The sequence below is a fragment of the Streptomyces sp. NPDC033136 genome (genome assembly GCF_055578235.1).
The window spans coordinates 499,960-522,681 of sequence record NZ_JBVIPD010000004.1 but is presented as its reverse complement, the minus strand read 5'-3'; the positions used below and the strand labels follow the sequence as shown (position 1 = coordinate 522,681).

Below are 22,722 nucleotides of genomic sequence, written 5' to 3'. Positions count from 1 at the left end.
GTTGATAGGCCGGATATGGAAGCACGGTAACGTGTGGAGTTGACCGGTACTAATAGGCCGAGGGCTTGTCCTCAGTTGCTCGCGTCCACTGTGTTGGTTCTGAAACCACGAACAGCCCCATACCAAGGGTTACGGTATGGTGCGGCAGTTTGAGAGTTTCATAGTGTTTCGGTGGTTATAGCGTAGGGGAAACGCCCGGTTACATTCCGAACCCGGAAGCTAAGCCTTACAGCGCCGATGGTACTGCAGGGGGGACCCTGTGGGAGAGTAGGACGCCGCCGAACAATTTTTGGGAAAGCCCCCGCATCTTCGGATGCGGGGGTTTTCTGCGTTCAAGGGCCCCTTTCCGGGCCCTTGAATCCCGGATTTGGTCAGAGACGTCCTGCCGCCTTCAGTGCCAAGTACGCGTCTGCCAGTGCCGGAGCGAGATCTTCCGGTGTGGCGTCCACGACGGTGACGCCGTGCCGGCGGAGTTGTTCGGCGGTGCGGTGGCGTTCGGACTGGGCCTGGGCTGCTGCTGCGGCCTCGTAGACGGCATCGACGTTTCCGCGTGCCTTCGCCATCTCCGAGGTGTGCGGGTCCGCCACCGAGGCCACCAGGACTGTGTGGCGCTGCGTGAGCTGCCCGAGGACCGGGAGCAGGCCCTCTTCGATGGGGGCTGCGTCCAGGCTGGTGAGCAGAACGAGCAGGGAGCGGCGGGGGGACGTACGGAGTGCGGTGGCCGCGAGGCCTCTGGCGTCTGTCTCGACGAGCTCCGGTTCCAGCGTGGCCATCGCGTTGACCAGGGACGGGAGGACGTCGCCTGCCGTGCGGCCCTGGACGAGGGCGCGAACCTTGCGGTCGTAGGCGAGAAGGTCGACGCGGTCGCCGGCGCGGGACGCGAGTGCCGCCAGGAGCAGGGCCGCGTCCATGGAGGCGTCGAGGCGGGGGACGTCGCCCACGCGGCCTGCGGAGGTTCGGCCGGTGTCGAGCACCAGGAGAATGTGGCGGTCGCGCTCGGGGCGCCAGGTGCGTACGGCGACAGCGGTCTGGCGGGCTGTGGCGCGCCAGTCGATGGAGCGGGTGTCGTCGCCGGGGACGTACTCGCGCAGGCTGTCGAACTCGGTGCCCTCGCCGCGGGTGAGGACGCTGGTGCGGCCGTCCAGTTCGCGGAGGCGGGCCAGTTTGGACGGCAGGTGCTTGCGGCTGGTGAAGGGGGGCAGGACACGTACCGTCCACGGGGCCTTGTGGGTGCCCTGGCGGGCGAAGAGGCCGAGGGGGCCGTACGAGCGGATGGTGACGCGGTCGGCCTGGCGGTCGCCTCGGCGGGTGGGGCGCAGGCGGGTCGTGACGCGGCGGCGTTCGCCCGGGGGGACCGTGAGGAGATGGCGGGAGGCTGTTGTTTCCGTGCCCTGCTGCCAGCTACTCGGGGGCCAGGCGTCGCGGAGCCGGGCGCGGAGGGGGCGACGGGCCGGGTTGGTGATCGTGAGGGTGACGTCCGCTGTGTCGCCCAGGCGCACGGAGGTGTCGCCGGAGCGGGTCAGGCCCAGGTGGCGCACGGGGGCGGCCAGGGCGAAGTCGCAGGCGCAGGCCACGGCCAGGGGCGCGTTGACCGCCAGGATGCCCGTCCAGCTGGGCTCCCAGATGCCGACGGGGAGGGAACCCAGGGCCGCGAGGAGGGCGGCGCGTCCGGTGAGTGCCATCAGCGGGGGACGGGGACGTGGGCGAGGATCGCGTTGATGACGGAGTCGGCGGTGACGCCTTCCATCTCGGCCTCCGGGCGGAGTTGGACGCGGTGGCGCAGGGTCGGGAGGGCGAGGGCCTTCACGTCGTCGGGGATGACGTAGTCGCGGCCGGTCAGCCAGGCCCAGGCGCGGGCGGTGGCCAGGAGGGCCGTGGCCCCTCGGGGGGAGACGCCCAAGGTGAGGGACGGCGACTCGCGGGTGGCGCGGCAGATGTCGACGACGTAGGCGGTGATCTCCGGGGAGATGGTCGTCTTGGCGACGGCGGTGCGGGCTGCCTCCAGGTCGGCCGGGCCCGCTACGGGGCGTACGCCGGCGGCGTGGAGGTCGCGTGGGTTGAAGCCTTCGGCGTGGCGGGTCAGGACGTCGATCTCGTCCTGGCGGGAGGGCAGGGGGATGGTGAGTTTGAGGAGGAAGCGGTCCAGCTGGGCTTCCGGAAGGGGGTAGGTGCCCTCGTACTCGACCGGGTTCTGGGTCGCGGCGACCAGGAACGGGTCGGGGAGGGGGCGGGGGGTGCCGTCGACGGTGACCTGGCGTTCCTCCATGGCTTCCAGGAGGGACGACTGGGTCTTGGGGGGCGTGCGGTTGATCTCGTCGGCGAGGAGGAGGTTGGTGAAGACGGGGCCGGGCTGGAAGGAGAACTCGGCGCTGCGGGTGTCGTAGACCAGGGAGCCGGTGACGTCGCTCGGCATGAGGTCGGGGGTGAACTGGACGCGCTTGGTGTCGAGTTCGAGGGCGGCGGCGAGGGCGCGGACCAGGAGGGTCTTGGCGACGCCGGGGACGCCTTCGAGGAGGACGTGGCCGCGGCAGAGCAGGGCGACGACGAGGCCGGTCACGGCCGGGTCCTGGCCGACCACGGCCTTGGCGATCTCGGCGCGCAGGGTCTCCAGGGCGGCTCGGGCGGTGCCCTGGTCCCCGGTCTGCCCGGCGTTGTCAGTGGTCGGGTCCATCATGGACGGCGTACCTCTCTTTCGAGGGCGTCGAGTCGGTCGGCGAGTGCGATGAGTGCAGCGTCGTCGCTGGGCGGTGGTCCGAAGAGGAGGGCGTGCAGGTCCTGTCCGTCGCCGTGGAGGTGGGTGGACAGGGCGGGGAGCAGAGCCTCGGGCGTGTGCGCCTGGGTGACGGGGACGCCGGTGAGGGGGGCGAGGCGGGTGCGTGTGGTGGAGCGAAGAGCGCCGGCTGCGCGGTCGCGGGCGTCGGCCTTGCGGTAGAGGCGGGCGCGGCCTTCGGCGGTCTCGGAGGCGCGGATCGCGACGGGGAGTTTCTCGGGTACGAGGGGGCCGAGCCGGCGTGCCCGCCACAGGGCGGCCAGGGCTGCGGCGATGAAGAGCTGCAGGGTGCCCCAGAGCCAGCCCGAGGGGAGTAGGTCGAAGAGGCTGCGTTCGTCGTCGCTGCCGGTGGCCGACGTGTCGGAGAGCGAGGGGAGGTACCAGACCAGATGGGGGCGGGAGCCGAGGAGCTGGAGGGCGAGCGAGGCGTTGCCCTGCTCGTCGAGGCGGTGGTTGAGGAGGATGTCGGGCGATCCGAGGACGACGGTGTCGCCGTCCCCGGTCTCGGCCGGGATGCGCAGCAGGGTGGCCAGGCGCTCGCTGGTGTAGCACGTGTCGGCGTCGAGGTGGGTGGTGGTGTAGCGGACGCCGCCCGTGTCGGCGGTGCCGGCGCGTTGTGCGGCGGGCAGGGCGCAGTCGGGGGGGAGCGTCGAGTCGAGGCTGGTGGCGGGGTCGGCGGTGACGCCGGGGGCGAGCCGTTCGACGGAGGCGCTGCCGGAGGCGACCAGGACGGTGCGGCCGCCGGAGTCGGCGAACGCGCCGTGGAGCCGGGATTGCTGATCGCGGGTCAGCAGGTCGGGGACGGCGACCAGGAGAGTCGTGTCGGGCCCGGTCGCGGCGGCTGCCTCGTCCAGGGTGGTGACGACGCGGGTGTCCACCCCTCGGTCGGCGAGGAGTTCTGCGACGGCGCGGCTGCCGTTGGGGTCGGCGGAGCGCGGGTCGAGTTCACCGTGCCGCGCGTCGGAGCGGATCACGGCGATGGCGATGGCTCCCACCAGGAGCACCACCAGGGCCAGCGCGATTCCGCGCGCCCGGGTCCAGACCTGGCGTGCGGTGGGGGAGGCCGAGGTGGACGGGAGCGTGGCCTCGGTGGTCATTCGGCGGCTCCCTGGCGGGTGGTGGCGGCCGCGTCGGCGCTGCTGGTCGCGAGCTGGGGTTTGGTGCGTTCCAGGTCGCGGTCGAGTTCGGCGAGGCGGTGGTACGCCTGCTCGGTCGCCGAGCGGCCGCCGTATGTGACGTCGTCGAAGTCGCGGGCGGCGGTGCGCAGCCGGCCGGTGTGGGCGGGCAGGGCGTGGCCGGCCTCGGCGGCGGCCTCGTCGGCGGTGCGGCCGGGGCGGGCGTCCAGGAGGGCGCGTTCCTCCAAGGCGCGGACAAGGGCGCGCATGCGTTCCTGGACGGCCTGGTTCCAGTGGCCCTGGGCGGCGTGTGCCTCGGCGGCGGCGCGGTGGTCGGCGGCGCCGCGGGGGCGGTCGTCGAACAGAGCGGCGGACGAGGTGGGCTGGCGGCGGGGGGTGCCCAGGCGCCACCACAGGGCGGCCAGGACCGCGACGACGGCCAGGATGATGACGACCAGGCCGAGTGTGCCGCCGGGGGTGGCGGTCGAGGCGGCGTTGAGCAGTTTTCCGAGCCAGTCCCAGAACGCGTCGAGGGCGCGCTGGAACAGGCTGGGGTCGTTCTCGTGGTACATCCGCTTGGACAGCTCGCGCCGGGCTGCCTCGCGCGCGGGGTCGCGCGGGATGGTGACGGGCGGTTCGTCGGCGGAGCGGGCCGGCGACAGCACAGAGGTGTCGCCGGCGCGCAGCAGCGTCCGCAGGGCGGTGCGTGGCAGCGCCGTGGTGAGAAGTTCCCCCGCCGAGCTCACCGCATCAGCTCCCCGGGGTGGTGCCGGGGGCGGCGGGGCCGTAGCCCTGGAGGCCGGCGGCGCGGGCCAGTTCGAGGTCGAGGGCCTCGCGGCGGATGCGCTGGTCGATGTAGAGGAGCACGGTGACGCCCGCCGTGATCGGGAACGTGATCATGGAGCCGATCACCGAGCCGATGCCACTGACGACGAGGAATGTCCAGCCGAGGCTGCCGACACCGGAGTTGAGCCAGCCGGTGATGCCGTCGCCGCTGAGAGCCCCGGCGAGGAAGGTGAAGGGGATGACGATGATCGAGGCGACGACGTTCGCGATGATCGTGGCGAGCAGCTGGATGCCGAAGATCCGCCACCAGGTGCCCTGGACCAGCTTCGCGGAGCGGCTCATGGCCTTCTTGATGCCCTGCTTCTCCAGCATGAGGGCGGGCGAGGCCAGGGAGAAGCGGATCATCAGCCAGAGGGCGACGATGCCGGCGCCGATGATGCCCAGGACGGTGAGGGCGACGCCTGCTCCGGTGCTGCCGGCGACGGAGACGAGGATGCCGGGCAGGGCGCCCACGGTGACGATGCCGACGGTGATGAGCAGCAACAGGCAGATGAGGCCGAACAGTTTGACGACCTGAGGGCGGGCGTCGCGCCATGCCTCGCCGATGGTGACCGACGTGCCGAGCACGGCGCGGCTGGTGACGGTCGTGAGCAGGGCGGTGGCGATGACGGTGCCGACCACGGAGATCACGAAGATGACGGTGGAGTTGAGCATGGCGTCGCCCAGGGCGCGGCTCAGCTCGCTGAGGGTGGCGCTCGGGTCGTTGAGGGCGTCGGTGCTGGAGTCGTCCAGGACGAGGCCCTGGAACAGGACGACGATGACCTGGGTGAGGACCGCGACGGTCAGGGAGATGCCCAGGACCGTGCGCCAGTAGGTGCGCATGGTGGAGACGGCGCCGTCGAGGACCTCGCCCACGCCGAGCGGGCGGAGCGGGATCACGCCGGGCTTGGCGGCGGGCGGGGGGCCGCCCCAGCCGCTTCCCCAGCCGCCGGGGGCTCCGTAGCCGCCGGGGGCCGCAGGGCCGCCGGTGCCGTGTCCGCCGGGGGGCCGGGTGCCCCAGCCCGAGCCGGGCGGAGGGGGCGGGGGAGTTTGGCCGGGGGCGGCCGGGCCGCTGGGCGCGGACCACTGGGCCGGTGGCGGCTGTTCCTTGGACCATTGCGGGCCGGTGCCCTGCGGGGGCTGGCCCTGCTGTCCCGGCTGGTCCGCGGGCTGTGCGGGACCGGGGCGGTCGGCGGGCTCGGCAGGGCCGGACGCGTCCGGCTTCTGCCCGTCGGACGGGGCGGATCCGGGCGAGGCCCAGCCCGGAGTGTCGTTCATCGTCGCTCCTTCACGGTGCCCGTCCGCGGTCGCGGCGGCAGGTTGGCAGCCATCGTGCCATGGGGTGGTCTTGGAGTGACCGGCCGCGGTATGGGCTGCGTACCTTCAATTGTCCGCTCGATAGGGGGCAGACTGACCGCATGGCTGATCAGTACGCGTACAGCGGCGATGACAAACGGCCGACCGAGACCCCGGCGATCCGCTGGGAAGAACCACCGGAAGGCCCGGTTCTGGTCCTGCTCGACCAGACGAGGTTGCCCGCGGAGGAGGTCGAACTGGTCTGTACGGACGCGCCCGCTCTCGTGGAGGCGATCCGCTCGCTGGCCGTGCGCGGGGCACCGCTGCTCGGCATCGCGGGGGCGTACGGCGTCGCGCTCGCCGCCGTACGCGGCTTCGACGTGGACGAGGCGGCGTCCGCCCTGGCGAGTGCCCGGCCGACCGCGGTGAATCTGACGGTGGGTGTGCGCCGGGCGCAGGCGGCGCACGAGGCGGCGCTCGCCAAGAGCGGTGACGTCAGGCAGGCGGCCGCGGCGGCACTGGCGGCGGCGCGGCAGCTGCACCGGGAGGACGCCGAGGCCAGCGCGCGGATGGCCGAGCACGGTCTGGCCCTGCTGGACGAGCTGCTGCCCGGTGGCGGGCACCGGATCCTGACCCACTGCAACACCGGCTCGCTGGTGTCGGGCGGGGAGGGCACCGCGTTCGCGGTGGCGCTGGCGGGGCACCGGGCGGGCCGGCTGCGGCGGCTCTGGGTGGACGAGACGCGTCCGTTGCTGCAGGGGGCGCGCCTGACGGCGTACGAGGCGGCTCGCAGCGGGATGGCGTACACGCTGCTCACCGACAACGCGGCGGGGTCGCTGTTCGCCGCGGGTGAGGTGGACGCCGTGCTGATCGGGGCGGACCGCATCACGGCGGACGGGTCGGTGGCGAACAAGGTCGGGAGTTATCCGCTGGCGGTGCTGGCGCGCTACCACCATGTGCCGTTCATCGTAGTGGCGCCGGTGACGACGGTGGATCTGGACACGGCGGACGGGGCATCGATCGAGGTGGAGCAGCGTCCCGGGCACGAGGTGACGGAGGTGGTGGCGCCGCAGGTGCCCGTGGTCGGGGCGGAGCCGGGCGGCGGGATTCCGGTGGCGCCGCTGGGGACGCAGGCGTACAACCCGGCGTTCGACGTGACGCCGCCCGAGCTGGTGACGGCCATCGTGACGGAGGAGGGCGCCGTCTCGCCCGTGACGGCTGAGGCGCTTGCCGAAGTGTGTGCGAGGTCACGGCGGGCGGCGGGCTGAGCTTTCGCGGCCCCGCCGGACCGGGGCCATGTCCTGTCCCTCGTCCGTCGTCTTGATCAAAAACGGGCGGACGAGGGCAGACAGTGACTCTTGCTGCGACTATGGTCACTGGCCGGTGAGCTACCTCACCACTGCCTTCGCCACCGTTATGAGAATGGGATGATGTCGTTTATGAAGGGACGAGTCCTTGTCGTCGACGACGACACCGCACTTGCCGAGATGCTCGGCATCGTGCTGCGTGGTGAGGGTTTCGAGCCGTCTTTCGTGGCCGACGGCGACAAGGCGCTGGCCGCCTTCCGCGAGTCCAAGCCCGATCTGGTGCTGCTCGATCTGATGCTGCCCGGCCGGGACGGCATCGAGGTGTGCCGTCTGATCAGGGCGGAGTCCGGGGTGCCGATCGTGATGCTCACGGCCAAGAGCGACACGGTCGACGTCGTCGTGGGCCTGGAGTCCGGCGCCGACGACTACATCGTGAAGCCGTTCAAGCCGAAGGAGCTGGTGGCCCGGATCCGGGCGCGGCTCAGGAGGTCGGAGGAGCCCGCGCCCGAGCAGCTCGCCATCGGTGACCTGGTCATCGACGTGGCCGGGCACTCCGTGAAGCGGGAGGGGCAGTCGATCGCCCTGACGCCGCTGGAGTTCGACCTGCTGGTCGCGCTCGCGCGCAAGCCGTGGCAGGTGTTCACGCGCGAGGTGCTGCTGGAGCAGGTGTGGGGCTACCGGCACGCGGCGGACACGCGGCTGGTCAACGTGCATGTGCAGCGGCTGCGCTCCAAGGTCGAGAAGGACCCGGAGAAGCCGGAGATCGTGGTGACCGTCCGTGGCGTCGGATACAAGGCAGGACCGAGCTGACATGTCCGGTGACAGTGCCGCTTCGGCGTCCGGCCGGTCCGGGGGCCGCCCGGAGCGGCCTGTCGGGCGGAAGAAGGCGGGTTCCCGCTGGGGGCGGTTCCTGGAGAGCGGGCTGCTGCTCCAGGGCGGAGTCCAGGGCAGCCCGGTCATCCGCCTGTTCCTGCGGTGGGTGCGCCGGCCGCTGCTGCCCGTCATGCGGCTGTGGCGGCGCAACATCCAGCTCAAGGTCGTCGTCACGACACTGCTGATGTCGCTGGGCGTGGTGCTGCTGCTCGGCTTCGTCGTCATCGGGCAGGTGCGCAACGGCCTGCTGGACGCCAAGGTGAAGGCGTCCCAGAGCCAGGCCACCGGAGGGTTCGCGGTGGCCAAGCAGCGGGCCGAGCTGGCGGCGAGCGGCACCGGCGACGACCTCGCCACGGCGGACGACCGTCCCGCGCAGAACGTCATCCAGTGGATGAGCGACCTCGTTTCCTCGCTTTCCAGCGGCGGTCAAGGTGCCTTCGAAGTGGTCACGCTCCCGACCTCCGACGCGGACGGCACCGGCGGTCGCGGACCGCGTGCCTCCGGTGAGGTCGACTGGAGCACGAGCGTGCCCGCCGACCTGCGCGAGCGGATCGGCAGCAGTCCGACGGCCGCACAGAGCTACACCCGCATCACGTACAACAACGAGACCAAGCCCTCCCAGCCGGGCCTGGTCATCGGCAAGCAGGTCAACGACCCCAACAGTGACCCGTACCAGCTCTACTACCTCTTCCCGCTCACCCAGGAGGAGAAGTCGCTGAGCCTGGTCAAGGGCACCCTCGCGACGGCCGGGCTGTTCGTGGTCGTGCTGCTGGGGGCCATCGCCTGGCTCGTCGTACGGCAGATCGTCACGCCGGTGCGGATGGCGGCGGGGATCGCCGAGCGGTTGTCCGCCGGGCGGCTCCAGGAGCGTATGAAGGTCACCGGTGAGGACGACATCGCGCGCCTCGGTGAAGCCTTCAACAAGATGGCGCAGAACCTCCAGCTGAAGATCAGCCAGCTGGAGGACCTGTCGCGGATGCAGCGCCGGTTCGTCTCGGACGTGTCGCACGAGCTGCGTACGCCGCTGACGACCGTACGGATGGCCGCGGACGTCATCCACGAGGCGCGGGAGGACTTCGACCCGGTGACCGCACGGTCGGCGGAGCTGCTCGCCGACCAGCTGGACCGCTTCGAGTCGCTGCTCGCGGACCTGCTGGAGATCAGCCGGTTCGACGCGGGCGCCGCGGCCCTGGAGGCGGAGCCGATAGACCTCAGGGACGTCGTACGGCGGGTGGTGAGCGGGGCCGAGCCGCTCGCGGAGCGCAAGGGCACGCAGATCCGTGTCCTCGGCGACCAGCAGCCCGTCGTCGCCGAGGCAGACGCCCGGCGCGTGGAGCGTGTGCTGCGCAACCTCGTCGTCAACGCCGTCGAGCACGGCGAGGGCAACGACGTCGTCGTCAGGCTCGCCGCGGCCGGCGGTGCCGTGGCCGTCGCGGTGCGGGACTACGGGGTCGGGCTCAAGCCGGGCGAGGGGACCCGGGTGTTCAGCCGCTTCTGGCGGGCCGACCCGGCACGCGCGCGTACCACGGGCGGTACGGGTCTGGGGCTGTCCATCGCCCTGGAGGACGCCCGGCTGCACGGCGGCTGGCTGCAGGCGTGGGGCGAGCCGGGCGGCGGCTCGCAGTTCCGGCTGACGCTGCCCAGGACCGCGGACGAGCCGCTGCGAGGCTCTCCGATACCGCTGGAGCCCAAGGACTCACGGCGCAACCGGGGGCTCGACGACGCCGGGCTGCCGTGCGGCGGTGGGGACGGCGAGAAGCGGGCGACCGTGCCGGCGCAGCCTGCGACGGGGCCGGTGCCTCCGGGACCGATGCGGGACCCCATACCGCCGCGGGCGTCTGCCGCCGCGGCGGATCCGACGGCGCTGCCCGGCAATGGCTCGCGTGTGGTGCCCAGGCCCGCCTCGGGCACGCGGCGGCAGGACGCCCCGGCGGCAGCGGACGGGCCGGCTCGTGACGGCGGAGCGGATGGCAGGGCCGGCGACGGTGCGCCGGGCACCGCGGCCGGGCAGCGGGACAACAGATCCGCGGAGTCGGGCAGGGAAACCGAGCCGGGCGATGCGAACAGGCAAGGGGAGGCAACTCGTGGGCGCTGACCGCGAGGGGCGCGGCCGGCGTAAGCCCCCGCGCGTGATGGCGTACGCCACCGGTGGCGTCCTGCTCCTGGCGGGGTGTGCCTCGATGCCGGACAGCGGTCACCTGCGCGGGGTGGAGTCCACACCGCGCCAGGAGACCCAGGTGCGGGTGTATGCCGTGCCGCCCGGTGAGGACGCGCCGCCCCCGGAGATCGTGCAGGGCTTCCTGGAGGCGCTCACCAGCGATGATCCGCACTACAAGACGGCACGCCAGTACCTGACCGGTGAGGCGGCGAAGACGTGGCGGCCCGAGCTGTCCGCTACGGTGCTCACGGACGGGCCCGGGGCCAAGCCCGTGGGTGCGGGCGGCCGGGAGGACACCGGCGAGATCTCGTACCTGCTGACCGGCACCAAGGTCGCCACCGTGGACGCGCAGCAGGCGTACTCGCCGGCGGCCGGGGCCTACGGCGGGACCGTGCACCTGACGCAGGACGACAAGAGGCAGTGGCGGATCGACGCGCTACCGCAGGGCGTCGTCATGGGCGAGTCGGACTTCCAGCGCAACTACATGTCCGTCAACAAGTACTACTTCGCTTCGAACACCGCGGCCGCCGCGGCGGACACACAGCCCGCCGCGGTCGCCGACCCGGTCTACGTGCGGCGGCGTGTGGATCCCATGACGCAGACGGTGCGCTCCCTGCTCGCCGGGCCCACGCGCTGGCTCGGGCCCGTCGTCAGGTCGAGCTTCCCCACCGGTACAGCGCTGGCGAAGGGCGCCGGCACGCTGACGCCCGACGACCGGAGCAAGCTGACGGTCCCGCTCAACGGCAAGGCCGCGGGCATCGGTACCAACCGGTGCCAGGAGATGGCGACTCAGCTGCTGTTCACGCTGCGGAACGTCAGCCCGGTGGTGGAGGAGGTCGGGCTGCGGGCCGGCGGGACGGAGCTGTGCTCCCTCACACAGGACGCGGCCGACGCGGCGGCCTTCCGGGGCTCGGCGCACCCCCCGGAGTACCTGTACTTCGTCGACGGCAAGAGCCGGCTGGTGCGCCTGCCCACGGACAGCGGTACGAAGCCGGACCCGGAGCCGGCGCCGGGAGCGCTGGGCGAGGGCGGCACGGCGCTGCGGTCGGTGGCGGTGTCGCGCGACGAGCACACCGCGGCCGGCGTCGGCCTCGACGGCAAGTCGCTGTACGTGGGGTCGCTGGTCTCGGGCGGTTCGCTGGGTGAGCCGGTGCTGCGCAGCCGGGGCCGGAGCGAGGCCGACCGGCTGACGGCCCCGAGCTGGGACGCGGACGACGGCCTGTGGGTGGCCGACCGCGACCCGGAGAATTCCCGGCTGCTTCTGCTCGAGGAGGGCAAGGGCGATCCGCTGGAGGTGCGCACGCCGCACATGGACGGGCGGATTCACTCCGTGCGGGTGGCCGCCGACGGGGTGCGGATCGCGCTCGCCGTGGAGAAGGGCGGCAAGAAGACCCTGCTCATCGGGCTGATCGAGCGGGACGAGAAGCCGGGCGAGAAGCCGGCCGTCCGGGTGGTCGAACTGCGCTCCGCGACGCCGGAGTTGGAGGAGGTCACCGCGATGTCGTGGGCCGGAGACAGCCGGCTCGTGGTGGTCGGACGCGAGCACGGCGGCGTGGAGCAGATGCGGTACGTCCAGGTCGACGGCTCCACGCCGGACATCCCGGCGCCCGCGGCCCTGACCGGTGTCAAGAACGTCACCGCCGCCGAGGACGACCGGCTGCCGCTGGTGGCGTACTCGGTGGACGGCATCGTCCGGCTGCCGTCGGGCGCGCAGTGGCAGAAGGTGACGGAGGGGACGGCGCCGGTCTATCCGGGGTGATGTTGACCCCGGGGCCGGTGCGTCCCCGGGCGTGAGTGTCGGAGCGGCCGCCGCTGCCGAGGGAGGCCTCGGGAGGGGCGGCCGCTGTGGGTTCGCGGTGGGGCGGGGCGCTGGGCCGTGGTTGCCCACAGGGGTTTTCCACAGGGGGTGGCAGGGCCCGGGGCGGGGCGGCAGAGTGGTGGGCATGCGGGGGTGGTGGCAGGAGCTCGGGGACCTGGTGCTGCCGGGCGAGTGCGGGGGCTGCGGGGTGCCTCGCGCGGTGCTGTGCGCCCGGTGCCGTGCGGTGCTGAGCGGGGCCGGGGCGTGCCGGGTGCGGCCGGTCCCGGAGCCGCCCGGGCTGCCTGTGGTGCACGCTGCGGCCCGGTACGCGGACGAGGTCCGGGCGACGCTGCTGGCCCACAAGGAACGGGGCGCGCTGGCGCTCGCAGGTCCGCTCGGGGTGGCTCTGGCGGGAGCTGTGCGGGCGGGGCTGCGACGGGCCTCGGCCGCAGGGGGGCCGGACACGGCGTGGTCCGGGGAGGTCAGGGCCCCCGTGCTGCTCGTGCCCGTGCCGTCCGGGCGGCGGGCCGTGCGGGCCCGGGGGCATGATCCGGCCCGGCGGATCGCGCTCGCTGCGGCGGGGGAGCTGCGGCGGTGCGGGGTGCCGGCCCGGGTACTCGGCGTGCTGCGGCAGAGGCGGGCCGTGGCCGACCAGTCGGGGCTCGACTCCCGGCAGAGGCTGGACAATCTGGCGGGCGCGCTGGCGGTGGTGCCCGGAGGTGACCGGCTGCTTTCCGGGGGGCGGGTCGTCCTCGTCGACGACCTGATGACCACCGGAGCGTCCCTCACGGAGGCCGCGCGGGCCGTGCGCGCGGTTCCGTACGGGCCGGTATACGGGCCGGTAACGGGGCCGATTCCGAACACTGAGGGAACGGTGGCCGTGTACGGGGGAGAGACGTGGGAAAGCAGAGAGGAACAGTACGTCGGATCAAGGCGGGAGAGTACGGGCCGGCGGCCCGGCCGGCAGGGAATCGCGGGCGCGGACGACGCCGGCGGAGTCGTGGACGTGGTGTGCGCGGCAGTGGTCGCGGCATCACCGGACTCTTTCGAAATAGACCGGAACTGACTGAGATCTTGTGTCGTTGCAGGTAACAAGAGGGCTTATTCACCTGAACGGAGGTACGCCGCAGTAGAGGGTGACGACATCCGTCCGGGCGAGATATGTTCGGTTGAGAGGGAAAGCCGCAGGCCACACCTCCCAAATCCGAATGCCGTGCTGCGGGTTTTCCTTCATCACTCGCGACGGTGGAGTGGAGATCTCGCTCACGGGGGAGGAGGTGGAAGTCACCGAGTCCGAGGTTCCGGGGCTCACCGGAACCTGGTGCGAAAGGGAGACGCTCCGCAACGAAGCGGAGCGATCCGGGAACGGAGTTCTGCGTGGACATCGTCGTCAAGGGCCGCAAGACCGAGGTGCCCGAGCGGTTCCGGAAGCACGTGGCCGAGAAGCTGAAGCTGGAGAAGATCCAGAAGCTCGATGGCAAGGTGATCAGCCTCGACGTCGAGGTGTCCAAGGAGCCCAACCCCCGGCAGGCCGACCGTTGCGACCGAGTGGAGATCACACTCCGCTCCCGCGGTCCGGTGATCCGGGCGGAGGCGGCGGCGAGCGATCCGTACGCGGCGCTCGACCTGGCGGCGGAAAAGCTGGAGGCCCGGCTGCGCAGGCAGCATGACAAGCGGTTCTCGCGCCGTGGCGCGCGCCGGATCCCGGCCGCCGAGGTCGCCGACCACGTCCCGGGGGTGGCGACGCTCAACGGAAACGGCCTCATGACGGCCTCCGAGGAGGAGCCGGAAGCCGTACCCACGAAGAAGATCGGCTCGCTGGAAGTGCAGGGTGACGGCCCCATCGTCGTCCGCGAGAAGACCCACGTCGCAGCCCCCATGACCCTCGACCAGGCTCTCTACGAGATGGAGCTGGTCGGGCACGACTTCTATTTGTTCGTCGACTCCGAGACCAAGGAGCCGAGTGTCGTCTACCGACGGCACGCCTACGACTACGGCGTGATCCACCTCAGTACGGACACGATGGTCACACAGTCGCACTCCCCCGAGGCGGGCGGTGCGCTCGGCGGCTGACCGTGCCGGGTGACAGCGGAGCAGGTGCCCCTGGAGCGCGTGTGCGCCCCCAGGGGCACCCGTGTGCGACCACTTCGCGCCCGCTCCGTCACCCCGGCGCCGTCCGGGCATGAAATCATGGTGACCACGGCCCAACCGGTGGGTCGTTGCTCTGGGTTGGCGATGGCTCAGGACCACAGGCCGCAGCCTTCAGGGGGAGGAACGATGGCGGACAGCTTCGGACCGATGCGTGACGAGGATGCCGACGGTGGCGTCGTCGGCATGGGCCCGGACACGGCGACTCCACGCAAGGAACCGATCAGAGTCCTTGTGGTGGACGACCACGCCCTGTTCCGCCGTGGTCTGGAGATCGTGCTCGCGGCCGAGGAGGACATCCAGGTCGTCGGAGAGGCGGGCGACGGCGCGGAGGCCGTGGAGAAGGCCGCCGACCTGCTGCCCGACATCGTCTTGATGGACGTTCGGATGCCCAAGCGGGGCGGGATCGAGGCGTGCACCTCCATCAAGGAGGTGGCACCCAGCGCCAAGATCATCATGCTGACGATCAGCGACGAGGAAGCCGATCTCTACGACGCCATCAAGGCGGGCGCGACCGGCTATCTCCTCAAGGAGATCTCCACGGACGAGGTGGCCACGGCCATTCGCGCGGTCGCTGACGGACAGTCGCAGATCAGCCCGTCCATGGCGTCGAAGCTCCTCACGGAGTTCAAGTCGATGATCCAGCGCACGGACGAGCGCCGGCTGGTGCCCGCGCCGCGGCTGACCGACCGCGAACTGGAAGTCCTCAAGCTCGTCGCCACGGGCATGAACAACCGGGACATCGCCAAGGAGTTGTTCATCTCCGAGAACACCGTGAAGAACCACGTGCGCAACATCCTGGAGAAGCTGCAGTTGCACTCCAGGATGGAGGCGGTGGTGTACGCGATGCGGGAGAAGATCCTCGAGATCCACTGATCGTCAGGCGGTCGCGCGGGCCAGCTCCCGCACGAGGGGCTCGCGCAGCTCCGGAGCGTCGACCCGCTCCACACGCACGTCCGCGCAGTCCACCCAGGTCGCCGCCTCGGCCAGGGCCTGGGCGACGGCCGGGACCGCCTTCGGACCGTCGAGCGTGACCTGCTTGGCCACCAGCGTGCTCCCCGCTCGGGACGGATCCACCCGGCCGACGAGCCGCCCGCCCGCCAGGACCGGCATCGCGAAGTAGCCGTACACCCGCTTCTGTTTGGGCACGTAGGCCTCCAGGCGGTGGGTGAAGCCGAAGATCCGCTCCGTGCGCGCCCGCTCCCAGATCAGGGAGTCGAAGGGGGACAACAGCGTGGTGCGGTGGCGGCCGCGCGGGGGTGTCTCCAGGGCCGCGGGGTCGGCCCAGGCCGGTTTGGCCCACCCCTCGACCGTGACCGGGACCAGGCCCGAGTCGGCGATCACCGCGTCGACCTGCTCGCCCTTGAGGCGGTGGTAGTCGGCGATGTCCGCGCGGGTGCCGACCCCCAGGGCCTGGCCCGCCAGGCGGGCCAGGCGGCGCAGGCACTCGGTGTCGTCCAGCTCGTCGTGCAGCAAGGAGTCCGGGATGGCGCGCTCGGCGAGGTCGTAGACGCGCTTCCAGCCGCGGCGCTCGACGCAGACCACCTCGCCGTACATCAGGGCGCGTTCGACGGCGACCTTGGAGCCGGACCAGTCCCACCAGTCGTTCGTCTTCTTCGCGCCGCCCAACTCCGTGGCCGTGAGGGGGCCTTCGGAGTGGAGCTGCTTGATGACCCGGTCGTAGGCGCCGTCCGGGAGGTCGTGGTTCCAGTGCGGGCGGTTGCGGTAGGCGCGGCGGCGGAAGGCGAAGTGGGGCCACTCCTCGACGGGGAGGATGCAGGCGGCGTGGGACCAGTACTCGAAGGCGTGGGTGTCCTGCCAGTACGCCTTCTCCACTGTCCTCCGGCCCACCGCGCCCAGGCGGGCGTACGGGACGAGTTCGTGGGAGCGGGCCAGGACCGAGATGGTGTCGAGCTGTATCGCGCCCAGGTGGCGGAGGACGCCGCGGGCGCCGGAGCGGCGGTCGGGGGCGCCGAGGAGGCCTTGGGCGCGGAGCGCGATTCTGCGGGCCTCGTCTGCGGAGAGGTCTGCGCTGGGGGGCGGGGTGGTCATGTTCCGCACGATAGGGGGTGGGACTGACAGTGGGGCGTGAGCTGCGGCCTTGCCGCTCCGCACCGGGCGTTGGCGCGCGGGCGGGGCGGCCGAACAACGGCTAGGTGTGCTGTTCGGACAGCACACCTAGCGGGCCGGCAGGTACGGGGCCGTCGACGGGAGGCCCATGTCCGAGGGGAGCAGGGAGCCCACCCAGCTGTCCCGGAGCACCCCCTTGTTGTTCATCGCGGAGCGCAAGGTGCCCTCGATCGTGAAACCCGCCCGTTCCGCCACGGCGCGCGAGGCCCGGTTGCCCACCTCCGCGCGCCATTCGACGCGGTCGAGTGCGGCGTGGGTGAAGGCCCAGCGGCAGGCGGTGAGGGCCGCTTCCGTGATGTAGCCGCAGGAGCGGTGCTGCTTCGCGGCCCAGAAGCCGATCTCCGCCATGCCCAGGGCGCGCATGGTGAGGCCGAGCATGCCCGCCAGTTCTCCGGAGTGCAGGAAGACGCCGAAGGTGACCACGGAGCCGTCCGCCCAGCCGTCCGGAGCCATCTGTTCCGTGAAGCTCCGGGCGTGCTCGCGGAGGTAGGGCGAGGGGATCGTGGTCCAGCGCTGGATGTCGGGGTCCTGGCAGGCGTCGTACACCGCGTCGGTGTCCTGGGGGCCGACCGTGCGCAGCAGGAGGCGGTCCGTGGTGAGCGTGACGGGGTCCATCGGCCGATTCTGTTCGGAGGCCGTGGCAGGCGCCATCGATTTGCTGTCGGTGATGGTTTGGTCACGCCTCGTGCGCGTCGTGGCGGGGTGCGGCACTATCCGAGGGGCGCGGGCGTTGTCCCCTTTGAAGCAGACGTGAACCAGAATGGAAGCGGCGGACGGTCGCCGTCACCGCAGGCCCTCCCGGCGTGGTGGGGTCCTCGCATACGATGGCCGTTGCTCAGTAAGTCAAGTGGTAACCGACCGTCCCAGGCCCGACCGGCAAGGAGACCAACCCCCGTGTCCGTCCTCTCGAAGATCATGCGTGCAGGCGAAGGCAAGATCCTGCGCAAGCTGCACCGCATCGCGGACCAGGTCAACTCCATCGAAGAGGACTTCGTCGACCTCTCCGACGCCGAGCTGCGGGCCCTCACCGATGAGTACAAGCAGCGGTACGCCGATGGTGAGAGCCTGGACGACCTGCTGCCCGAGGCGTTCGCCACCGTCCGCGAGGCCGCCAAGCGCGTCCTCGGACAGCGCCACTACGACGTGCAGATGATGGGCGGCGCCGCCCTGCACATGGGCTACGTGGCCGAGATGAAGACCGGTGAGGGCAAGACCCTGGTCGGCACGCTGCCGGCGTATCTGAACGCGCTGTCCGGCGGCGGCGTCCACATCATCACGGTCAACGACTATCTGGCCGAGCGCGACTCGGAGATGATGGGCCGCGTCCACCGCTTCCTGGGTCTGGAGGTCGGCTGCATCCTCGCCAACATGACGCCGGCTCAGCGCCGCGAGCAGTACGCCTGCGACATCACGTACGGCACGAACAACGAGTTCGGCTTCGACTACCTGCGCGACAACATGGCGTGGTCCAAGGACGAGCTCGTCCAGCGCGGCCACAACTTCGCCATCGTCGACGAGGTCGACTCCATCCTCATCGACGAGGCCCGTACGCCGCTGATCATCTCGGGCCCGGCCGACCAGGCCACCAAGTGGTACGGCGACTTCGCCAAGCTGGTCAAGCGCCTCAAGCGCGGCGAGGCCGGCCAGCCGCTCAAGGGCATCGAGGAGACCGGCGACTACGACGTCGACGAGAAGAAGCGCACGGTCGCCATCCACGAGTCCGGTGTCGGCAAGGTCGAGGACTGGCTGGGCATCGACAACCTCTACGAGTCGGTGAACACCCCGCTCGTGGGCTACCTGAACAACGCCATCAAGGCCAAGGAGCTCTTCAAGAAGGACAAGGACTACGTCATCATCGACGACGAGGTCATGATCGTCGACGAGCACACCGGACGTATCCTCGCGGGCCGCCGTTACAACGAGGGCATGCACCAGGCGATCGAGGCGAAGGAAGGGGTGCCGATCAAGGACGAGAACCAGACCCTCGCCACGATCACCCTCCAGAACTTCTTCCGCCTCTACAAGCGCCACGACCACAACGGCAAGGAGCAGCCCGGCCTCTGCGGCATGACCGGTACGGCGATGACCGAGGCCGCCGAGTTCCACCAGATCTACAAGCTCGGCGTGGTCCCGATCCCGACGAACCGGCCGATGGTCCGCAAGGACCAGTCGGACCTGATCTACCGGACCGAGGTCGCCAAGTTCGAGGCGGTCGTCGACGACATCGAGGAGAAGCACCGCAAGGGGCAGCCGATCCTCGTCGGCACCACCTCCGTCGAGAAGTCCGAGTACCTCTCGCAGCAGCTCAGCAAGCGCGGCATCCAGCACGAGGTGCTCAACGCCAAGCAGCACGACCGTGAGGCGACGATCGTCGCCCAGGCCGGCCGCAAGGGCTCTGTCACGGTGGCCACGAACATGGCCGGCCGCGGTACGGACATCAAGCTCGGCGGCAACCCCGAGGACCTCGCCGAGGCCGAGCTGCGCCAGCGCGGTCTCGACCCCGAGGAGCACATCGAGGAGTGGGCGCACGCCCTGCCCGAGGCGCTCGAGCGGGCCGAGAAGGCCGTCCAGGCCGAGAAGGACGAGGTCGAGAAGCTCGGCGGGCTCTATGTGCTGGGCACCGAGCGGCACGAGTCGCGGCGGATCGACAACCAGCTGCGCGGCCGTTCCGGCCGTCAGGGCGACCCCGGCGAGTCCCGCTTCTACCTCTCGCTGGGCGATGACCTGATGCGGCTGTTCAAGGCCCAGATGGTCGAGCGCGTGATGTCCATGGCGAACGTCCCGGACGACGTGCCGATCGAGAACAAGATGGTCACGCGCGCGATCGCCTCCGCCCAGTCGCAGGTCGAGCAGCAGAACTTCGAGACCCGTAAGAACGTCCTGAAGTACGACGAGGTCCTCAACCGCCAGCGTGAGGTCATCTACGGCGAGCGGCGCCGCGTCCTGGAGGGCGAGGACCTGCAGGAGCAGGTGCAGCACTTCATGGACGACACCATCGACGCCTACGTCCAGGCCGAGACCGCCGAGGGCTTCCCCGAGGACTGGGACCTCGACCGGCTGTGGGGCGCCTTCAAGCAGCTGTACCCGTGCAACGTCAGCATCGAGGAGATGGAGGAGGCGGCCGGCGACCGGGCCGGGCTGACCGCCGAGTTCATCGGCGACTCCATCAAGGACGACATCCACGAGCAGTACGAGGGGCGCGAGGGGCAGCTCGGCTCCGAGATCATGCGTGAGCTGGAGCGCCGGGTCGTGCTGTCGGTCCTCGACCGCAAGTGGCGCGAGCACCTCTACGAGATGGACTACCTCCAGGAGGGCATCGGCCTGCGCGCGATGGCGCAGAAGGACCCCCTGGTCGAGTACCAGCGCGAGGGCTTCGACATGTTCACCGCGATGATGGAGGGCATCAAGGAGGAGTCCGTCGGCTACCTGTTCAACCTGGAGGTCCAGGTCGAGCAGCAGGTCGAGGAGGTCCCCGTCGAGGACACCAAGCCGGTGGCCGACCTGGAGAAGCAGGACGCGGTGCCGGCGCAGGCCGGTGCGCGTCCGGAGATCCGTGCCAAGGGGCTCGATGTCCCGCAGCGGCGCAACCTCCACTTCTCCGCGCCGACGGTCGACGGCGAGGGCGGCACGATCGAGGGCGACTTCACCGAGGACGGCGAGCCGGTGCGTTCCGAGGCGGACGGCCTCACGCGCGCGGAGCGCCGCAAGCAGGCGCGGGGCCGCGGTCGTCGCAAGAAGTGACGGTCGCTGAGACACCGTAGTGGCTGACGGGCCGGGCACCTGAGGGTGTCCGGCCCTTCGCTTCGGTGCGGTGTTTCAGTCGCTGCCCGCGCGGGGTGGGCGGGGGCCGCCGAGTTCCACCGCCGTGCAGCGCCAGCGGCGGTCCCGGCCGAGTTCCAGGCGGAAGGCCATCGCGCGAAGTTGATCGCCGGCGCCGATGCGGGCGAAGGCCTCGATGGCGCCCGGACGGGGTTCGAAGTACCCGATGTCGCGGACGACGGGGCGGACGCCTCGGGTGCGCAGAGGGCCGCGTTCGGCCAGCCAGGCCAGTTCGTCGTAGGCGCGGCCGCGGGTGTGGCGGAGCATCGAGTGGACGGGGCGGTGGCCGCTCAGCACGGCGAGGAGGAGGTCGGCGAAGAGGTCGGTGGGCAGCGGCCGGCGGACTGTGGGGGCCCGGCGGGAGCCTTGTGCCGGGACGCGGGGAGCGGGCTCCGTGACGGTCGGGGTGGCTGCCTCCACGGGCGCCGGGGTGGTGCCGGTCGCGGGCCTGCGGGGCAGTGTGCGGGTGCGCGTGAGGGTCGGTGGGCGGGTGTCGGTGGGGCGGGTGTGGGGGCGCCTGGTGCGGGCGGAGGCCGGGGGACGGCCGCCGGCTGCCGCCGGTGTGCGGGTGGGGCCGCCGCCGGGGGTGCGGGGCGGGGCGGTACCGCCGGAGGTACGGGGCGGGGTACCGGCTTCTGTGGCGGGCGGGGTGGCGGTGCGGAGCAGGGTGGGCGCTTCTGAGGCGGGTGGGGTGATGGTGCGATGCGGGGTGTCCGGGGCGGTGTGCGCGAGGGGGGTGCCGGTGTGGTGCGGTGCCGGGGTCTCGGTGCCGGGGGTGTGCTGGTCGTGGCGGGTGGGCGGGCGGTGCTGGGTCCTGGTCATGACCTTGTGCATGGGGGTCCCCGTTTCGTGGGTCCGGTGGATACCGGGGAGTAACTTCGGGTTGGTGACCTTGTACGGGGCGGAGAGGGGCCGGGGCAAGGAAGGCGACCTCGTGTTTCCGGGTGCCGGAAGGTTCACCTATCCGGGTGGTCCGCAGGGTGTGAAGCCCGTGGGCGCGGGGGCGGGGCGGGTGAATTCCCGGCCCGGGGTGGACGCGTACGGTGGCACGGGGCGGGACTCGAAAGGGGACGCCCCGCACGTATCCTGAAGGCCCTCCGGAGCCCTCCGGCCACGATCACGAAAGCGGCCAGCCATGCGTGTCTACGTGCCCCTGACCCTCCCCGGTCTCGCCGAGGCGTACAGGACGGGTGAGCTGGGAGCGGGGCCGTTCGTCGCGTACGCCGTGACGCCCGGGCTGCGCGAGTGGTACCTCTCCGAGGACGTCGAGGAGCTGGAGTACGCGGCGCTGAGCCGGGCCGCGCTGGCCTCGCTGCGGCTGCTGGCGGCCGAGCCGGGGGTGCCGCGGCGCCGGGTCGTGGTCGCCGTCGACGTGGCCGACCGGGCCGCGAGCGCGGATCCCGGCCGTGGGCCCGATCCGGCGGCGCCGGGGGAGGTGCGGGTCGCGGGGGCGGTGCCGTTGGGCAAGGCGGCGGCGGTGCACGTCGATGCGCCGGACGCGGAGGCGGATGTGACGGCGGCCGCTGAGGCGCTGCCGGCGGCGGACGGCGGGGACGACGACGCGCAGTTCGTCGTGGACGGGGCCGAGGACCACGAGCTGCTGTGGTTCGCCACGCAGGAGATCCCGAACCTGGTGGGCCGCGGGGACTGAGCGGGACGCTCCGGGGCTCTTCGGGACTCATCGGGACCCTTCGAGCCGGGGGCGCGTTGAGGTGCCGTTCTCTTGATTGTCAGTGCGGGCGGGTACGTTTTGTGGCATGGGGACGAAGACGGGCGCGCACATTGTGTGGGACTGGAACGGGACGCTGTTCCACGACATCGAAGCGATCATCGGGGCGACGAACGCGGCGTTCGCCGAGCTGGGGCTTGAGCCGCTGACGCTGGAGAAGTACCGGGAGCTGTACTGCGTGCCGGTGCCGAAGTTCTACGAGCGGCTGATGGGGAGGCTGCCGACCGAGGCCGAGTGGGAGGCCATGGACGACATCTTCCACCGGTACTACGCCGAGCACCGGGTGGCGTGCGGGCTGACGGTGGGGGCGGCGGAGCTGCTGGCCGGGTGGCGGTCGGCCGGGCGGAGCCAGTCGATTCTGAGCATGTACGTGCACGAGGAGCTCGTGCCGTTGGTGCGCGGGTTCGGGATCGAGCCGCACTTCCTACGGGTGGACGGGCGGACCGGGCCGTCGGGGGGCAGCAAGGCCGAGCACATGGTGCGGCATCTTTCGTCCCTCAGGGATGTGGTGCCCGATCGCACCGTGGTCATCGGGGACGCCGCGGACGATGCGGTGGCCGCGCGGTTCGTGGGGGCGCGGGCCGTGCTGTACACCGGGGGGTCCCACAGCCGGGCGAGCCTGGAGTCGGTGGGCGTTCCGGTCGTGGACACGCTGGAGGAAGCGGTCGCCGAGGCGGAGAGACTGGCGGCGTAGCCGGTCTCCGTGCCGCCCCCGGCGGCACGACGGGGCGTAGCTACCTGCCCCGACTGTGCA

Annotated in this window: 18 protein-coding genes and 1 rRNA gene; 11 read left to right on the top strand and 8 right to left on the bottom strand. The window is 71.5% G+C overall.

The genetic code is table 11. From position 1 onward, the window contains the following. The first annotated feature begins 167 nt into the window (after positions 1-167). A 5S ribosomal RNA gene (gene rrf / locus ACZ5TL_RS10600) occupies positions 168-284 on the top strand. Positions 285-371: 87 nt separating this feature from the next. Here the strand turns inward: rrf and ACZ5TL_RS10595 are convergent. Genes ACZ5TL_RS10595 through ACZ5TL_RS10575 form a run of 5 tightly spaced genes read right to left on the bottom strand, consistent with a single transcriptional unit; the run spans position 372 to position 5,988 of the window. Next, complete coding sequence (locus ACZ5TL_RS10595) at positions 372-1,682, bottom strand: DUF58 domain-containing protein (protein WP_468588990.1); 1,311 nt, start codon at positions 1,680-1,682, stop codon at positions 372-374. Then, entirely contained in the window at positions 1,682-2,671 is a 990-nt protein-coding gene (locus ACZ5TL_RS10590) for an AAA family ATPase (RefSeq protein WP_468588988.1), read from the bottom strand. The genes ACZ5TL_RS10595 and ACZ5TL_RS10590 overlap by 1 nt, the downstream gene beginning before the upstream one ends. Then, complete coding sequence (locus ACZ5TL_RS10585; protein ID WP_468588987.1) at positions 2,671-3,867, bottom strand: DUF4350 domain-containing protein; 1,197 nt, start codon at positions 3,865-3,867, stop codon at positions 2,671-2,673. The genes ACZ5TL_RS10590 and ACZ5TL_RS10585 overlap by 1 nt, the downstream gene beginning before the upstream one ends. Continuing rightward, positions 3,864-4,631, bottom strand: a complete 768-nt coding sequence (locus ACZ5TL_RS10580) for a DUF4129 domain-containing protein (RefSeq protein ID WP_468588986.1) — start codon at positions 4,629-4,631, stop codon at positions 3,864-3,866. Before ACZ5TL_RS10580 ends, ACZ5TL_RS10585 begins: the two co-directional genes overlap by 4 nt. A gap of 4 nt (positions 4,632-4,635) precedes the next feature. Further along, positions 4,636-5,988: a DUF7847 domain-containing protein gene (locus tag ACZ5TL_RS10575; protein ID WP_468588985.1), complete on the bottom strand. Its 1,353-nt coding sequence runs from the start codon at positions 5,986-5,988 to the stop codon at positions 4,636-4,638. A 140-nt stretch (positions 5,989-6,128) separates the two neighbouring features. Between ACZ5TL_RS10575 and mtnA the strand changes: the two genes are divergently transcribed. From mtnA to ACZ5TL_RS10540, 7 genes are all read left to right on the top strand, one after another. After that, positions 6,129-7,274: an S-methyl-5-thioribose-1-phosphate isomerase gene (gene mtnA, locus ACZ5TL_RS10570; protein ID WP_468588984.1), complete on the top strand. Its 1,146-nt coding sequence runs from the start codon at positions 6,129-6,131 to the stop codon at positions 7,272-7,274. Between the two features lie 159 nt (positions 7,275-7,433). Next, positions 7,434-8,123 carry a two-component system response regulator MtrA gene (gene mtrA, locus ACZ5TL_RS10565; protein WP_189397631.1) on the top strand — a complete coding sequence of 230 codons (690 nt, stop codon included), beginning with the start codon at positions 7,434-7,436 and terminating at the stop codon, positions 8,121-8,123. Position 8,124: 1 nt separating this feature from the next. Next, complete coding sequence (gene mtrB / locus ACZ5TL_RS10560; protein ID WP_468588983.1) at positions 8,125-10,281, top strand: MtrAB system histidine kinase MtrB; 2,157 nt, start codon at positions 8,125-8,127, stop codon at positions 10,279-10,281. Beyond that, entirely contained in the window at positions 10,271-12,103 is a 1,833-nt protein-coding gene (locus ACZ5TL_RS10555; protein ID WP_468588982.1) for an LpqB family beta-propeller domain-containing protein, read from the top strand. The genes mtrB and ACZ5TL_RS10555 overlap by 11 nt, the downstream gene beginning before the upstream one ends. Positions 12,104-12,287: 184 nt before the next feature. Next, entirely contained in the window at positions 12,288-13,208 is a 921-nt protein-coding gene (locus ACZ5TL_RS10550; RefSeq protein ID WP_468588981.1) for a ComF family protein, read from the top strand. Between the two features lie 311 nt (positions 13,209-13,519). Continuing rightward, on the top strand, positions 13,520-14,215 hold the full coding sequence (gene hpf, locus ACZ5TL_RS10545) for a ribosome hibernation-promoting factor, HPF/YfiA family (protein WP_468588980.1): 696 nt from the start codon (positions 13,520-13,522) through the stop codon (positions 14,213-14,215). Positions 14,216-14,419: 204 nt separating this feature from the next. Next, positions 14,420-15,166: a response regulator gene (locus tag ACZ5TL_RS10540; protein ID WP_468588979.1), complete on the top strand. Its 747-nt coding sequence runs from the start codon at positions 14,420-14,422 to the stop codon at positions 15,164-15,166. 3 nt (positions 15,167-15,169) lie between these two features. Here ACZ5TL_RS10540 and ACZ5TL_RS10535 read toward each other — a convergent pair whose 3' ends face one another. Both ACZ5TL_RS10535 and ACZ5TL_RS10530 read right to left on the bottom strand, forming a co-directional pair. Beyond that, a complete protein-coding gene (locus ACZ5TL_RS10535; RefSeq protein ID WP_468588978.1) occupies positions 15,170-16,342 on the bottom strand; it encodes a winged helix-turn-helix domain-containing protein in 1,173 nt (390 codons plus the stop codon). A gap of 126 nt (positions 16,343-16,468) precedes the next feature. Then, entirely contained in the window at positions 16,469-17,035 is a 567-nt protein-coding gene (locus tag ACZ5TL_RS10530; protein WP_468588977.1) for a GNAT family N-acetyltransferase, read from the bottom strand. Between the two features lie 279 nt (positions 17,036-17,314). Between ACZ5TL_RS10530 and secA the strand changes: the two genes are divergently transcribed. After that, on the top strand, positions 17,315-20,161 hold the full coding sequence (secA, locus tag ACZ5TL_RS10525; protein ID WP_468588976.1) for a preprotein translocase subunit SecA: 2,847 nt from the start codon (positions 17,315-17,317) through the stop codon (positions 20,159-20,161). 75 nt (positions 20,162-20,236) lie between these two features. Here secA and ACZ5TL_RS10520 read toward each other — a convergent pair whose 3' ends face one another. Continuing rightward, positions 20,237-20,905, bottom strand: a complete 669-nt coding sequence (locus ACZ5TL_RS10520; RefSeq protein WP_468589016.1) for an Rv3235 family protein — start codon at positions 20,903-20,905, stop codon at positions 20,237-20,239. A 469-nt stretch (positions 20,906-21,374) separates the two neighbouring features. Here ACZ5TL_RS10520 and ACZ5TL_RS10515 point away from each other — a divergent pair, with 469 nt between their 5' ends. Both ACZ5TL_RS10515 and ACZ5TL_RS10510 read left to right on the top strand, forming a co-directional pair. Further along, on the top strand, positions 21,375-21,890 hold the full coding sequence (locus ACZ5TL_RS10515; protein ID WP_468588975.1) for a DUF6912 family protein: 516 nt from the start codon (positions 21,375-21,377) through the stop codon (positions 21,888-21,890). A gap of 106 nt (positions 21,891-21,996) precedes the next feature. Next, positions 21,997-22,662 carry an HAD family hydrolase gene (locus tag ACZ5TL_RS10510; protein WP_468588974.1) on the top strand — a complete coding sequence of 222 codons (666 nt, stop codon included), beginning with the start codon at positions 21,997-21,999 and terminating at the stop codon, positions 22,660-22,662. The last annotated feature ends 60 nt before the right edge of the window (positions 22,663-22,722 follow it).

Excerpts from the sequence above, each read along its gene's own strand:
- ACZ5TL_RS10595 (WP_468588990.1), bottom strand. The coding sequence starts at position 1,682 with ATGGCACTCACCGGACGCGCCGCCCTCCTCGCGGCCCTGGGTTCCCTC.
- ACZ5TL_RS10590 (WP_468588988.1), bottom strand. The coding sequence starts at position 2,671 with ATGGACCCGACCACTGACAACGCCGGGCAGACCGGGGACCAGGGCACC.
- ACZ5TL_RS10585 (WP_468588987.1), bottom strand. The coding sequence starts at position 3,867 with ATGACCACCGAGGCCACGCTCCCGTCCACCTCGGCCTCCCCCACCGCA.
- ACZ5TL_RS10575 (WP_468588985.1), bottom strand. The coding sequence starts at position 5,988 with ATGAACGACACTCCGGGCTGGGCCTCGCCCGGATCCGCCCCGTCCGAC.
- mtnA (WP_468588984.1), top strand. The coding sequence starts at position 6,129 with ATGGCTGATCAGTACGCGTACAGCGGCGATGACAAACGGCCGACCGAG.
- mtrA (WP_189397631.1), top strand. The coding sequence starts at position 7,434 with ATGATGTCGTTTATGAAGGGACGAGTCCTTGTCGTCGACGACGACACC.
- mtrB (WP_468588983.1), top strand. The coding sequence starts at position 8,125 with ATGTCCGGTGACAGTGCCGCTTCGGCGTCCGGCCGGTCCGGGGGCCGC.
- ACZ5TL_RS10550 (WP_468588981.1), top strand. The coding sequence starts at position 12,288 with ATGCGGGGGTGGTGGCAGGAGCTCGGGGACCTGGTGCTGCCGGGCGAG.
- ACZ5TL_RS10540 (WP_468588979.1), top strand. The coding sequence starts at position 14,420 with ATGGCGGACAGCTTCGGACCGATGCGTGACGAGGATGCCGACGGTGGC.
- ACZ5TL_RS10535 (WP_468588978.1), bottom strand. The coding sequence starts at position 16,342 with ATGACCACCCCGCCCCCCAGCGCAGACCTCTCCGCAGACGAGGCCCGC.
- ACZ5TL_RS10530 (WP_468588977.1), bottom strand. The coding sequence starts at position 17,035 with ATGGACCCCGTCACGCTCACCACGGACCGCCTCCTGCTGCGCACGGTC.
- ACZ5TL_RS10515 (WP_468588975.1), top strand. The coding sequence starts at position 21,375 with ATGCGTGTCTACGTGCCCCTGACCCTCCCCGGTCTCGCCGAGGCGTAC.
- ACZ5TL_RS10510 (WP_468588974.1), top strand. The coding sequence starts at position 21,997 with ATGGGGACGAAGACGGGCGCGCACATTGTGTGGGACTGGAACGGGACG.